Annotated in this window: 9 protein-coding genes; 7 read left to right on the top strand and 2 right to left on the bottom strand. The window is 42.5% G+C overall.

Features of this window, described 5'->3' with window-relative positions:
• Nucleotides 1–46 precede the first annotated feature (46 nt).
• Nucleotides 47–1,363: a sulfatase gene (locus DWY79_RS09940; RefSeq protein WP_122369293.1), complete on the top strand. Its 1,317-nt coding sequence runs from the start codon at nt 47–49 to the stop codon at nt 1,361–1,363.
• 24 nt (nt 1,364–1,387) lie between these two features.
• On the opposite strand, the gene DWY79_RS09935 is transcribed toward DWY79_RS09940, so the two are convergent.
• Nucleotides 1,388–1,975, bottom strand: coding sequence for an RNA polymerase sigma-70 factor (locus DWY79_RS09935; protein WP_122369292.1), 588 nt, complete (start codon nt 1,973–1,975; stop codon nt 1,388–1,390).
• Nucleotides 1,976–2,076: 101 nt separating this feature from the next.
• Between DWY79_RS09935 and DWY79_RS09930 the strand changes: the two genes are divergently transcribed.
• From DWY79_RS09930 to DWY79_RS09905, 6 genes are all read left to right on the top strand, one after another.
• Complete coding sequence (locus DWY79_RS09930) at nt 2,077–3,090, top strand: FecR family protein (protein ID WP_158593845.1); 1,014 nt, start codon at nt 2,077–2,079, stop codon at nt 3,088–3,090.
• A gap of 279 nt (nt 3,091–3,369) precedes the next feature.
• Nucleotides 3,370–6,672, top strand: coding sequence for a TonB-dependent receptor (locus DWY79_RS09925; RefSeq protein WP_370449949.1), 3,303 nt, complete (start codon nt 3,370–3,372; stop codon nt 6,670–6,672).
• Nucleotides 6,673–6,676: 4 nt separating this feature from the next.
• A complete protein-coding gene (locus tag DWY79_RS09920; RefSeq protein ID WP_122369290.1) occupies nt 6,677–8,236 on the top strand; it encodes a RagB/SusD family nutrient uptake outer membrane protein in 1,560 nt (519 codons plus the stop codon).
• Between the two features lie 30 nt (nt 8,237–8,266).
• Entirely contained in the window at nt 8,267–9,559 is a 1,293-nt protein-coding gene (locus DWY79_RS09915) for a sulfatase-like hydrolase/transferase (protein ID WP_122369289.1), read from the top strand.
• 295 nt (nt 9,560–9,854) lie between these two features.
• A complete protein-coding gene (locus DWY79_RS09910; protein WP_122369288.1) occupies nt 9,855–11,285 on the top strand; it encodes a sulfatase in 1,431 nt (476 codons plus the stop codon).
• On the top strand, nt 11,282–12,856 hold the full coding sequence (locus DWY79_RS09905) for a sulfatase (protein WP_122369287.1): 1,575 nt from the start codon (nt 11,282–11,284) through the stop codon (nt 12,854–12,856). The genes DWY79_RS09910 and DWY79_RS09905 overlap by 4 nt, the downstream gene beginning before the upstream one ends.
• A 396-nt stretch (nt 12,857–13,252) precedes the next feature.
• Here the strand turns inward: DWY79_RS09905 and DWY79_RS09895 are convergent, their stop codons facing one another.
• On the bottom strand, nt 13,253–14,344 hold the full coding sequence (locus DWY79_RS09895) for a glycoside hydrolase family 76 protein (protein ID WP_122369286.1): 1,092 nt from the start codon (nt 14,342–14,344) through the stop codon (nt 13,253–13,255).
• Nucleotides 14,345–14,373 lie beyond the last annotated feature (29 nt).

The following is a 14,373-nucleotide window of genomic DNA, read 5'->3' as shown; positions in this document are numbered from 1 at the left end:
TGATGTTGAATGTTTATGCAAATTTATAACGATAAATTATTATACAATGAATATAAAACAACTCATTTTAACTACCGGCGGGCTTCTGCTCGCTGGTATCGTTGAGGCTCAGCCAGCTCATCCGAATGTGATCTTGATCTATACGGACGATCATGGATCACTGGATGTGAATTGCTTTGGGGCGAAAGATTTATGTACTCCCCATATGGACGCATTGGCGGATCAAGGGGTTCGTTTTACTCAATTTTATGGTGCGCCTGTCAGTTCGGTCTCAAGGGCATCTTTGCTAACAGGACAGTTTGCCAAGCGTGCCGGACTTACGACCAATGCGGGAAGAAATGGTTTACCGGCAGAGAGAGAAACGTTGGCCGAACGAATGAAGTCAAATGGCTATCGTACCGCTTTAATTGGTAAGTGGCATTTAGGAGAACGCTTGGAGGAAGGTCCCAATGCGCAAGGCTTCGATTACTTTTGGGGAATACGAGGTGGATGTGTGGATAATTATTCCCATTTCTATTATTGGGGTGGTCCGAACCGACATGATTTGTGGCAGAATGAGAGGGAGATCTATTCTCCGGGCAACTTCTTCGCCGCAGAGAATCTGAAAGAGATCAAAAAATTCGCCACGGAGGATAAAGAGAAACCGTTCTTTATCTATTGGGCGGTAAATATCCCTCATTACCCATTGCAGCCCAGCGAGAAATGGCTGGATTATTATGCGGACTTACCTAACCCTAGAAGAATGTATGCGGCGTTTGTCTCTACTTTCGATGATTATTTAGGGGAGTTACGTACCTTCTTGGCTGCCGAGGGACTGGCGGAAAATACGATTCTAGTCTTCCAGTCGGATAACGGGCATAGCATGGAGGATCGTACTTTCAGGGGAGGTGGCTATAGTGGCCCTTATCGCTCAGGGAAGTTCTCTATGTTTGAGGGAGGTATCCGAGTTCCGGCTATCATCTGTTGGCCTAAAGAACTCCCTCAAGGAGAAGTGCGCAATCAGTTGGCGATGAATATCGATTGGTTCCCGACATTGGTTGAGCTATGCGGTCTTTCCACGGAGGAAATGGACGTGGATGGAAAGAGCTTGGTTCCTGTCATAAAGGATGGTTCTAAGTCCTCTTCTCATAAAGTACTTCATTTTGATTTTGGAGATCAGTGGGCGGTTCGTTGCGGAAACTGGAAATTGATAGCGAATGTAGAGGATGTCACCCCGAATAAAAGAGAGTCTCAGAAAGGATTGTTCCTCTCTAATCTAGAGAAAGACAATACGGAGAGCGAGAACCTTGCGGAGCGGTATCCGCAGAAAGTAAAGGAGTTGCAAGCGTTGCGAGACGCATATGTGAACTCGTTGAAGCGATAATCTGATAGAAGTACGACAAGTCCTTTAGATAGGCGTTATCGGAGTGAACAAGGATGCCAGCAACGGCAGGTATTCCTTCAACTCGTGGCGCAGAATCTTTAGGGCTTGTTGTATTTTGTAATCTATGGTTTTGGGGGATACGCCTAACTTAAAGGCGATTTCATTGTAGGTCATATTCTGGAAGCGGTTTAGTTCAAACGCTTCCCGGTAGCTCTCCGGTAGGCGCATTATAGCCGTCTCGATCTTTCCGGCTAGTTCTTCTACGATGTAGAAGTCTGGATCTTCATAGAGTTGCTCCATGTGTACTTGTAGTTTTTTCTGGATTCGTTGTTTTATCTCGTTCCGGTTGGTGAGGGTAAGACATCGATTCCTCACCGATTTAAATAAATAATTTTTCAGGGAGGTATCGAACGTCTGCATCTCCTTGTTCTCCCAAAACCAGACCATGACATCTTGTACGATCTCCTTGCCGTCTTCCAAATCCACGAATTGCTTGGCATAAGCACATAGCATCGGATAATACCGAAGGAAAAGCGTATCGAATGCTTTCTTATCTCCCTCCTTAACAGCTTGGAATAGTTGATTGTCCTCTATGTTTATCCCCTTTTGCATGATACAAACATAATAAAATATTCGATATGGGTGAAAAAAATCAGAAATCATTTAGGAGATTTCCTTTGATGTTAGTCTTAATTATAAAGAGCGATTTTATTATGGAAAACAGTTATATGGATGAGTCTAAGTTGTTGCGTTATTTTTCAGGGGATCTGGATCTTCTGGAGAGGGAGCGAGTGAACGCTTGGATTGAGGAGTCGAAGGAACACGAGAAAATAGCTAAGGAGGTTGGTTATATTTGTTCGGCGATAGATACGGCTCGAACGATTCGGAAGATTGATGCGGAAAAGGATCTGTTGGTCGTTCATCAAAGAATAGGTAAACGGAGACAGGCATCCGTATGGGGATGGCTTCAGCGTATTGCTGTGATTCTTTTCATCCCCTTGTTGCTTTCCGTTATTTATAATGAGCTGAAAGAGGATATGCCGCAATACATGGAAGTACGTTCTAATCATGGGATGGTCAGTTCAGTCGATTTGCCGGATGGAAGTAAGGTCTGGATGAATTCAGGTTCCTGTCTGAAATATCCGGTGCAGTTTACAGGAGAGAAGCGGGAAGTCTTTTTGGATGGGGAAGCCTTTTTCTCGGTACGAAGTGATGAGAAAAAGCGATTTGTCGTGAATACCTCGAACGAGATAAGGGTAGAGGTCTTGGGTACGGAGTTTAATATGGATGCCTATAGTGAGAACGACTTTATCTCGACTACCTTGGTGAAAGGTTCGGTGAAACTGCTTTATGATCAAGGAGGTACGGAACAGTCTGTGCTGATGAAACCAACTCAAAAAGTGGTCTATGATAAACGTACTCACTCGATTGAGACGAATGATAATGTATATGTATTGAGAGATGTCTCTTGGAAAGATGGTCGTATCGTATTGAGAAATACCTCCTTGTCGGATGTGTTGTGGATGTTGAGTAAGCGATTTAATGTTGAGTTCGTGATCGAGAAAGAATCCTTGAAGGATAATTCTTTCACGGGAACATTTGATGATCAGAGTTTGGTTCGCATATTGGATCATTTGAAAATATCATCTAAAATAAATTATAGGTTTGAGGAAAAAGTAGAAAGAGATAGTGGTAAGATAGGAAAGGATAGAGTCGTGTTGTTTTAGTGATCTCCTTTAGTTTGTTAACTTTTTAATACGAATGCATATGAAAATACGTTCCCCATAAATGATATAAAAAACACACGAGAAAATATTGGCGTATTCTCTCGTGTGAAAATCTTCGGTAAGCTTGTTTGGCGACAAGCTCAGTAGTAAATTTTTTTATAAACAATAAATCATGACAAATCTATGATAAATAATTTAAGCATCCAACATATAAGGGTGGTGAAATTTTTATTTGCTATTCTGAAAAAAATTCCATTGCGTATGAAACTTATGGTATTCATGTTATTTCTCTCGGTAGGTCTATTGCGAGCCACTAGTACGTATGGGCAGATAACCTCGTTGACGTTAGAGGCTAGGAACGAGACTGTCCAACAAGTATTGGATAAGATAGAGGCTCAGTCAGAGTTTAGCTTTTTCTACAATAACAAGCAAGTGAACGTAGACCGTTTGGTGTCTATCAACACGAAGAACCAAAATGTATTTTCCATCTTAAATAAGCTCTTTGATGGTACAGATGTAACCTATAAGGTGTTGGACAAGAGCATTATTTTATCCATCAAGGAAGATAAAGGAAACACTTCCCTCCAAGAAGATAAGAAGGTATCAGGAATCGTCCTCGATGAGAAAGGAGAACCGGTTATCGGAGCCAATGTCATGGTAAAAGGCACAACGAACGGGACTGTGACGGATATGGATGGTAAGTTCGTATTGTCTGTGCCTCAAAAAGCCTCTTTGGTCATTTCTTATATAGGTTACATGGATCGTACGGTGTTAGTTGGTGATTCATCGGAAATATCTGTTCGCTTGTCTGAGAACACACAAGCGTTGGAAGAGGTAGTGGTCGTGGGTTATGGGACACAGAAAAAAGTAAATTTGACAGGTTCTGTTTCTTCTGTCAAATTTGATGAGGAATTAGCGAACCGTCCTATTACAGATGCTTCCCAAGCATTATCGGGAAAAGTTTCAGGTGTGTGGATCAGTCAAAATTCAGGAAAACCGGGAGATGATGGTGCTCAATTAAGAGTTCGTGGTTGGGGTACACTAAATAATACAGATCCATTGGTTATTATAGATGGTGTAGAAGGCGAATTTAGTCAAGTTAATCCAAACGATATAGAGAGCATTTCTGTTTTAAAAGATGCGGCGAGTGCTGCTATTTATGGATCGAAGGCTGCTAATGGCGTTATTTTGGTAACAACCAAGACCGGAAATAATAATGAGAAAACTTCGGTGGAATTAAATTCATACATTGGAACGCAATGGTTAGGAGATCATTATGATTTGGTGGCTAATAGTGCGGAACACATGACTATGGCCAATCAGGCGATGACTAATAATGGTTCTAGCAAACTATTTCCGGAAACACTTATCGCTAATTTTGCGAATGGAATGGATTCATATAAATATCCAAATACTGATTGGTATGATGCTTCTTTTGAAAATGCCTTGATAACAGGGCATAATTTGTCAATACGCAGTGGAACAGAGAAACTTTCAGCTTTTACATCTTTGAGTTACCTGAAACAGGATGGTATTATGATAGGTTCCGATGCGGCGAGATATGGTATTCGGTCTAATTTGGATTATAAGGTAAATTCATGGTTAAAAATAGGAGGACGTTTTAGCTATACAAAAAGAAAAGCAAAAGAACCATTTAATTTAGAGGCGGTTCATCGTCAAATAAGTGGAGCGACACCATTTATTGCTCCATATACAGCCGATGGACGTTTTGGATCTGTACAAGCGTTGGATGAGGATGGCTTGATGTTGTACTCTTTATATAATCCTTTGATACATCTTGCGAATGGGGCTTCCACTACGGATTCTGATTACCTTTCTTTAGACGCTCATGCGACAATCAGCTTTATGAAAGACTTGAATTTACAGATAGTGTGGGCTTCAAATGGTAGTTGGAAAGAAACGGATAGGTATAATGAGACTATTTATGGATATACGGATACTGGTATTGAAATGCAAACAAAAGCTTATAACAAGGATGGTATTGTAATGAGTAGAAAGCAAATATCGACAATGCGCAATAATTTTCAGGCAACTTTGAATTATAGTAAACGTTTTGTAGATAAGCATTATGTGGCAGCAGTATTAGGAACTCAATTGGAAAACTATAGTATTAAGAATGTATTTGCTCGTAGAACAGATCCTCCAAAAGAAGGATTAACTCAGGTTGATTCTGGAACAGGAGGTGTTCAAGGAGAGGGCAATTTTGAGGGGTTGAAGATGGTTTCTTATTTTGGACGACTGAATTATTCTTTTGCTGATAAGTATTTGTTTGAGATGAATTTGCGTGCGGATGCGTCTTCTCGCTTCAAAAGAGGAAATCGTTGGGGAGTTTTTCCTGGTTTCTCTGCTGGATGGCGTTTGAGTGAAGAGGCGTTTATTAAGAATTTGAATCTGTTTTCTAATTTGAAATTACGTGCTTCTTGGGGACAATTAGGAAACCAAACTATAGAGGGGTATTGGCCTTATTTAACCGTGATCGATCAGAGTTATGATTTAAGTTATAATTATGGTGGTTCTTTGGCTCCGGGGGCTGCCGTGACCGCATTAGTCGATGAGAATATTACGTGGGAAACCACTTCTTCTTTGGATATTGGTGTGGATTTGGGCTTCTTGAATAGTAGGTTGAATATAGAAGCGGATTATTTTAACAAAAAGACAACGGATATTATTGTTCAATTACCGATACCTAATGTGTTAGGTGATAAGACCGCTCCGTTTGAGAATGTGGGTGAGATGAAAAATAATGGTTTTGAGTTGGTTGTGAACTATGATAATCTAGAGACGAGTAGAGATCGTTTAGGATTTAATGTAGGGTTTAATTTTACGTATATCGATAATAAGGTTACGAAATTTCAAGATGGAGATTCTCCGGATCAGTTATATTTGGTGCGTGAGGGTTATCCTTATAAGGCATTGTATGGTTATAAGGCAATTGGTATTTATCAGTCGGATGAAGAGGCTGCTCAGCATATGCAAAATAATGGTTTTAAACCTCAAATGGGTAATTTAAAGTATGAGGATGTTAATAATGATGGAAAATTGGATTATCAGGATAAGCAAGTTCTCGGAAATACGATTCCTAAGATTACTTATGGTATCTCTGCGGGACTACGTTATAAAGGTTTTGATTTAAATGTTCTATTTCAAGGTTTAGGAAAGGCGAATGTCTTTATTCAAGATGATATAACTAGGATGTCTTATGAGTGGATGGCTATCCCGACATTTTGGAGAGATGCTTGGACTCCCGAAAACTCTGATTCGAAAATTCCGATGTTGCGTTTTGACTCTTCTTGGGATAATTATCAATCATCGTTTTGGACGCATCGGATAGATTTTTTGAAGTTAAAAAATATACAATTAGGTTATGCGTTTCCCGAATCAATAACCTCTAAGTTAAAGATACAACGATTATATGTTTATGCGAATGCTCAGAATTTATTTACAATTATGCTAAGAAAAGGGTATGAGGGATATGATCCGGAAAGAAATACCTTTGATACGGGCGCATATTCTTACCCAACTCCGAGAATATTTACATTTGGTATAAATCTTAATTTCTAAAAATATGAGATACATATTAATATACTGCTTATCAATTATAGTTTGTATTCCTTTTACTGGATGCATGGAAAATTATTTGGATTTGTATCCTAAAGATAAGATAACATCTGCGGATTTTCCAGAGGGGGAATCTGATATCATTTTACTCCTAAATGGCATATATGGCGGATTGCGAGAGAGTGCTATATATAATGAGGGGCTTTTTGGCTTTGGTGTTACGGATGGTGCTACTCCGAATGCTTATAATTGGGGTACGGCTGAAATCATTAATAAGCTAGGGGCTGGGCGTCTAAGCTCGGGAGATAAAGGTATAGTAACATTCCGATGGACTAGGTGTTATGAGATAATTTCACGAGCGAATTTCCTTTTGGCAAATTTAGACTTGATAAATTTGCCGGAAGAGAAGAAAAAGATGTATTTGGGTGAAGCTCATTTTTTAAGAGGGTTGGCATATTCTGTTTTGGCTGAAACTTATGGTGGAGTACCTCTTATCTTATCTGATATTTCTTCGGAGGAAGCTCGCCAGTTAAAGCGGGCGAGTTTGGATGAAACTTGGCAGCAAGTGTTGGATGATTATGAGGTGGCAATAAATCATTTGGATGTAGATGCGCCGGAACCAGGAAGAGCTACGAAAGGTGCAGCATTGGGAATGAAAATGCGAGCTTATTTGTATCAAGGGAAATATAAGGAAGTCTTATCTTGTGTAGAGCAGATAGATGCCCTAAAGAAGTATGGATTGTTTCATAGCTATGAAGGACTTTTTGATCCTGAGAATGAGAATAATAAAGAGGTGATTTTTGATATTCAATATATTGAAGGTGAAAATTCGCAAGGTTCGTACTTGGATCAATATTGTGGAACTGGAACTAATGGAAAGAACAGGGGTAGTCGTTATGTTCCTTCGGATGATTTGGTGGCTGCTTATGAAACAATAGATGGGTCTCCTATAGATCCGGAGAATCCTTATCAGAATCGAGATCCTCGTTTGGCTTTTACAGTTGTTTTGCCGGGATCTTACATTTTAGATTCCCGCTTCCCGGATTATTTGTATCCCAAAGGCGCATTTAATCATCCGGGTAATCCTCTTAAGCATTTAAGTACAAGAAAATATAGGACTCAAGAAATGGCCAAATTGCCGCCTCAAGGACAATCATATATTAATGACATTGTTTTACGTTATGCGGATGTGTTACTATCTAAAGCGGAAGCGATCATTGAAACAGGTGGTAATGTGTCGGATGCGATAGCGATTTTGAATAGAATTCGTACGGAGAGGGATGATGTCAAGATCCGTGAATTGTCCTTGGCGATGTCTAGAGAGGAGGCTCGTGAGAAAGTGCGTCATGAGCGTCGGATAGAATTAGCCCTTGAGGGACGTTATTGGTCTGATGTCAGACGTTGGAAAATAGGAAAGGACCTTTATCCTTTGGTGATAAAAGATCATAAAGGGGGAATTATTGATACTAAATTTCCGAACGGTTATTTGGATTATTATGATTTGCTTCCTATCCCGGATAGTGAACGTTCTTTGAACCCTAATTTAGAACAAAATCTAGGTTGGTAGAATAGTGGTTTTCTTTATAATTGTTTTATTATGCAGAAAAGAAATTTAATATTAATCAGTTTATTCCATGCTTTGTCCTTGTATGCTCAAGAAAAGCCTAATGTGTTATTGATAATGGCTGACGATATGGGATATGAATGTTTGGGAGTGAATGGTAGTACTTATCGTACGCCGGTTTTGGATAATATGGCTGAGTCTGCCATGTTGTTTAAGAATTGTCATTCCCAGCCATTAAGTACGCCGTCGAGAGTCCAATTAATGACAGGGAAATATAATTTCAGGAATTATTCTCATTTTGCGTATTTGAATCCTAAAGAGAGAACATTTGCCCATATGGCAAAAGATGCTGGTTATGAGACTTGCATTGCTGGGAAATGGCAGTTGGGATTTGATGAGCGGTTACCGAAGGTTTTTGGCTTTGATTCTTATTGTTTGTGGCAATTATCTAAACAGAGAGATGAAGGTGAGCGATATGCCAATGTCCTTTATGAGCAGGATGGGGATCTTATGCCAAGAAGTATAAATGTATATGGACCTGATGTTTTCTCGGACTATATTGCGAACTTTATCCGTAGGAATAAGGATAAACCTTTTTTTGCTTATTATCCGATGGTATTGACACATGATCCATTCTATCCGACTCCCAATAGTAAAGAATGGAGCGATGCATCCCTAAGAGAGAAACAGGACAATAGGTTGATGTCTGATATGGTTAGTTATACGGATAAAATGGTGGGGAAGTTACTCAATGTATTGAAAGAAGAGGGGGTTTATGAGAATACCGTGGTGATTTTTATCGGGGATAATGGAACCAATGTGAATATATATACTCCGATGAAAGATGGTTCTGTGATTCAAGGCGGTAAAAAGGGAACGAAAAGATATGGAACTCATGTCCCCATGATCGTAGGTTGGCCTAAGATGATGAAGAAGGGAGCTGTGAATGAGAACTTGGTTGATTTCTCCGATTTCTATGTGACATTACGGGATATCATGGCAGGTGATCGCAATAAGGACAAGGACTTGGACGGCATTAGTTTTTATCCGCAACTTGTAGGCAAGAAGGGTGAGATTCGAGAGTGGAGCCTTTGCCATTATCAAGATCAGCATAAACCGGATTATGTGCGTTTCGTTCAAACGGCGGATTATAAATTGTATCTTGACGGCCGTTTCTATAATACAAGGAAAGATCCTTTGGAGAAAAAGGATTTGCTAAAAGGCGTAGCTTCTGCCAAGGAAGAGGATTTGCGTCTTAAGTTGAGACAGGTTTTGGATCGTTATCCGGTTTGGGGAGAAGGGATATTGACTACCGTTGTCCCATAGGCTCGTTTTGAGGTTAAACAGCATTAGGAGGTAATGTCGCTTTTACTCCCTTTTTCGAGGATATATCCTGGCTGAGCTAAGTCAGTATATATCCTTTGGGCAAGTCAGTATATATTCTCCGGTTTGGTCAGTAGTATTGATTTTTTGAGATGTTTTTTTTCTCTTGATAGGGGAGGATGGGGTCTCGGGTGTATTTATTAGTGAGAGAACAAAGGATGATGATTGCCGATTCGAATAATCAGCTTATCTTTGTTTTTACGGATAGTGTGCTTATTTTATATTAAATGATTATATCATGAATAACAAATTTTTTCTTTTGACGGCCGCCTCAGCCTTTTCAATGGCAGGCATAGCCGCGGATTACACGAATATCGTCCTGATCAATTTGGATGATGTGGGGTATGGTGATTTCTCTTGTAATGGAGCTTACGGATATACCACTCCGAATATCGACAAGATGGCGGCGGAAGGCGTTCGTTTTACCCACTTCTTGGCAGCACAACCGATTAGTGGGGCTTCCCGTGCCGGCTTGTTGACGGGCTGTTATCCGAATCGTATCGGTTTCGCCGGAGCACCGGGACCAGGTTCTAACTATGGCGTACATCCAGAGGAAATGACTATCGGAGAAGTCTTGAAACAGAAAGGATATGCTACGGCTGTCTTCGGAAAATGGCATTTAGGTGATGCGCATCAATTCCTGCCTTTGCAGAATGGCTTCGATGAATATTATGGACTACCTTACTCTAATGATATGTGGCCGTTTCATCCGCAGCAGGGGGAAGTGTTTAATTTCCCAGACCTGCCGACGTATGATGGTAATAAGATCGTAGGATATAATACCGATCAGACGAGGTTCACCACCGATTATACGGAGCGATCCGTGAACTTCATCAAAAAAAATAAGAATAAGCCGTTCTTCTTGTATCTGGCTCATAATATGCCGCATGTCCCACTGGCTGTCTCTGATAAATTTAAGGGGAAAAGCGAGCAAGGATTGTTTGGCGATGTGATGATGGAGATCGACTGGAGTGTGGGAGAGGTACTGAAAACCCTGCGTGAGCTAGGTTTAGAGGATAATACATTGGTAATCTTGACTTCTGATAACGGCCCTTGGACTAATTACGGAAATCATGCCGGTTCCGCTGGAGGATTACGTGAGGCAAAGGCTACAACCTTTGATGGTGGTAACCGGGTTCCTTGTATCATGTACTGGAAAGGTAAGACGTTACCGGGTACGACTTGTAATAAGTTAGCTTCTAATATCGATCTTCTTCCTACGTTCGCCGAGATCACGCAGGCTCCGCTTCCTCCTCGCAAGATTGACGGAGTAAGTATCTTGCCGTTGATCGAGGGCGAAAAAGATGCCAACCCACGTGAGTCTTTCGTTTATTATTATCGAAAGAATGACTTGGAGGCTGTTACGGATGGAATGTTCAAATTGGTATTCCCCCATAAATACGTTACTTATGGGGCTTATGAGCCGGGAAACGACGGCCAGCCGGGTAAGTTGACGAATCTGGAGATCATGAAACCGGAGATGTACGACTTGCGCCGTGATCCGGGAGAGCGTTATAACGTGATTACCCAATATCCGGAGGAGGCGGCTAAATTAATGAAGATCGCGGACCAGAAACGCCATGAGTTAGGGGATGACTTGACTCGTATGAAGGGTACGGAACGTAGGGAACCGGGTTTAGTACAAGGGAAAAAACGTCATGACTTATGAAACAATCGATCATTAGTATCGGAATGACTGCCTGTTGCCTTTCGGGAAACGGGCAGTTTCTCTTTGCCGCTGATAAATCGGTGTCAGAGAATCGCCCCAACATCTTGTTTATCCTTTCGGATGATCATACTTCCCAGTCTTGGGGTATTTACGGGGGGGTGTTGGGTGATTATGCCCGGAACGAGAATATCCGTCGCTTGGCTGCGGAGGGCTGCGTGTTAGATAATTGTTTTTGTACGAACTCGATCTCTTCCCCTAGTCGTGCGGCGATCTTGACCGGAGCCTATAGTCACGTGAACGGTGTCTACACGTTAAGTGATTCCTTTGATCCGGAGCAGGATAATATCGCCAAGCAAATGCGGGCGGGAGGCTATCAGACCGCTTTGGTCGGTAAATGGCATCTGAAAACGCAACCGCAAGGTTTCGACTTCTATTCCGTGTTTCATGACCAAGGCGAGTACCGGGACCCTACTTTTATAAATTGTACGGAACCTTGGCCGGGGGAACGCAATTTCGGGGAGCGGGTACGCGGTTTCTCTACGGATATCGTGACGGAGAAGGCGATCCGCTGGATGAAAGAGGCCGATAAGGACCGGCCTTTCATGATGTGTTGCCATTTCAAGGCTACACACGAGCCTTGGGATTTCCCGGAACGGATGAGGCATTTGTATGACGGGGTTGTTTTCCCGGAACCGGAGAACTTATTCGATTGGGGGCCGGAGACGAATGGACGTACCTTCTCCGGACAGCCTTTGGAGGAGTTGGCCCGTCGTTGGGACGTGGCGTCGCAAGACCCTGATAAATGGTGGTGCCGGTATCCGGAGTTGCCTTTTACGACGAAGGGGATGCACCGATCTGCCGCCCGTAGCGTCGCTTACCAGAAATTGGTGCGCGACTATCTGCGTTGCGGGGCTACGATCGACGATAATATCGGGAAGTTATTGAAAGCGCTGGACGATATGGGAATCGCCGATAATACGATCGTGGTGTACGTATCCGACCAAGGTTATTTCTTAGGAGAGCATGGTTTCTTCGATAAGCGTATGATGTATGAGGAGTCTCTACGTATGCCTTTCGTGATCCGTTACCCAAAAGAGATCCCGGCGGGGACCCGCAATAAGGATATGATCTTGAACGTGGATTTTGCCTCTTTGCTGGCGGATTACGCAGGCGTGAAGACCCCGAAAGAATCGCAGGGCCATAGTTTTCGCAATAATCTGAAAGGAAATACCCCAAAGGATTGGCGTAAGGAGGTGTATTATCGTTATTGGACCCAACATTCGAACCGTCCGGCCCATATGGGTATCCGTAATGAGCGGTATAAACTGATGTTTTTCTATGGCGACCGTCTGAATATGACTGGTTCGGAGGATAAGACCACGACACCAGCATGGGAGTTTTACGACCTTCAATCCGATCCTCGTGAGAATCACAACGCTTACAACGATCCCCAATACGCCAAGATCATCCGGCAAATGAAGGAGGAGATGCTGAAGCTGCGGAAAGAGGTCAAGGATGAGGACACGAATACCCCTAGGATGAAGGAGATTATGGATACTTATTATTGGTAAAAAGAAAGCGGAGGGAGACGTAGCGTGCTGCGTCGCCTATCCTTTGTAATAGAAGCCCACGCTAGCAACCGAGAGGGATTGTGGTATGTTATAAAGCATGTATTTCTAGAAAGAAGAAGGAATTTGTTCTTTTGTGAAAAAGAAGTCTTATGTTTGTGCACGATATGAAAAACAGGGTTTATGTGGCCCCGTTATCAGTACACAACCAACCTTGACATGAATACAAACAGAGATAAGGCTGTCTCTTTTGGGCGGGACGGCGGAGATGTCCGCCGTCCTGTTTTTTTGTCAATGAGCCAGAGCCGTACGTGACATCCGTTCCAGCTCCGGGGGAGCCAAAGCGGAATATCGCCCGCTGGCTGCGTGAATAACGACAAGCTGCGTCTTCCCGGATACCTATTTCGTTAACTCATAAGCCTCTATCACGCACTCCAAAGCGCAGGCGTTTGCTGCCGAGCTTTCCTTGTGGAAAGGGCCGTACCAATAACAACCGAAGCTTTTGGATGTGGGGTCATAATCTTTCGTGATGATGGATTCTGCGTTTTTCAAGATGAAATCTTTATAAGCCGGATTCTTTGTCACTTCATACAGGAAGGCTAAATGACGGATGAAGATACCCTTAAATTGGACACCGTCGTTGCTATCATCGATCTCGGGCTTCATTTCTCGGAGAATTCCCTCGTCGGTTACCAATCGCGTGGTAATGGTAGCGTCGGCGATCTTTTCCGCTAGCTCCAAGTAAGATTTATCGTTGGTTTGGAGATACATCTCGGCTAAGACAGCGATGGCTACGCCTTGGTTATACGTGTAGTGGGCGTTGCGGTTGGGGGTACAATCGTCTTTCGTGCCGTCCTCGATTTGGTAGATGTCCGTATTGATCATGCCGGTTTGCGTATACCAATCCACGTTCTTCTTGAACCAGTCGAGATACGCCGGATTTTGGGTCGCTTTATATAATCGGATAGCTGTCAGGGAGAACAGGTTGTTCGCTATGGAGTTCTTGTAATGCAAAGGGTTCTTTTTCCAGAAGATGCCACCTCCGCAAGCGTCGCTCCAGCCAGTTGTCATATCATCGAATATGATCTCGGCCATATCTAGGTACTTTTTCTCTCCGGTCAGTTTGGAGGCCTCGATCCATGCCAATGCCCACCAACCCTCGTCATCGTAATAATCATTGATGAAGTTGTCGCAATAACGGGGAGTACCGGTTGAGTCTACGCCTATTTGGTAATGACGGGCTTTCTCGAATACATCCTCTATGACAGATGGGATGGCCGGATCTTTGGTTACGGCGCCGTAGCGAATGGTGGCGGTCAATACGTTCGCCGAGTTCCACCAGCCGGCTGTTTCCCAGATACCGGTCGTGTCGTTTCTCCAGCTTAGGGAGGTTTGTACGCTTTCTCGCATCTTTCCCTCAAAAGGGGAAGGTTTGCTACAGGATAGCATGAAAAATACAAGCAATACGCTTGTCAGGAAATGTTTGTACATACGTATTTATGAAAATAAGATTAGATTAA

The organism is Parabacteroides sp. AF27-14 (assembly GCF_003635425.1).
GTDB lineage: Bacteria > Bacteroidota > Bacteroidia > Bacteroidales > Tannerellaceae > Parabacteroides > Parabacteroides distasonis.
The sequence above is the reverse complement of the archived record's forward strand: the minus strand, read 5'-3'. Positions and strand labels throughout refer to the sequence as shown.

What these genes read in the sequence shown, in the direction of transcription:
- DWY79_RS09940 (WP_122369293.1), top strand. Translation starts at nt 47, where the DNA reads ATGAATATAAAACAACTCATTTTAACTACCGGCGGGCTTCTGCTCGCT.
- DWY79_RS09920 (WP_122369290.1), top strand. Translation starts at nt 6,677, where the DNA reads ATGAGATACATATTAATATACTGCTTATCAATTATAGTTTGTATTCCT.
- DWY79_RS09925 (WP_370449949.1), top strand. Translation starts at nt 3,370, where the DNA reads ATGTTATTTCTCTCGGTAGGTCTATTGCGAGCCACTAGTACGTATGGG.
- DWY79_RS09930 (WP_158593845.1), top strand. Translation starts at nt 2,077, where the DNA reads ATGGAAAACAGTTATATGGATGAGTCTAAGTTGTTGCGTTATTTTTCA.
- DWY79_RS09935 (WP_122369292.1), bottom strand. Translation starts at nt 1,975, where the DNA reads ATGCAAAAGGGGATAAACATAGAGGACAATCAACTATTCCAAGCTGTT.
- DWY79_RS09905 (WP_122369287.1), top strand. Translation starts at nt 11,282, where the DNA reads ATGAAACAATCGATCATTAGTATCGGAATGACTGCCTGTTGCCTTTCG.
- DWY79_RS09915 (WP_122369289.1), top strand. Translation starts at nt 8,267, where the DNA reads ATGCAGAAAAGAAATTTAATATTAATCAGTTTATTCCATGCTTTGTCC.
- DWY79_RS09910 (WP_122369288.1), top strand. Translation starts at nt 9,855, where the DNA reads ATGAATAACAAATTTTTTCTTTTGACGGCCGCCTCAGCCTTTTCAATG.
- DWY79_RS09895 (WP_122369286.1), bottom strand. Translation starts at nt 14,344, where the DNA reads ATGTACAAACATTTCCTGACAAGCGTATTGCTTGTATTTTTCATGCTA.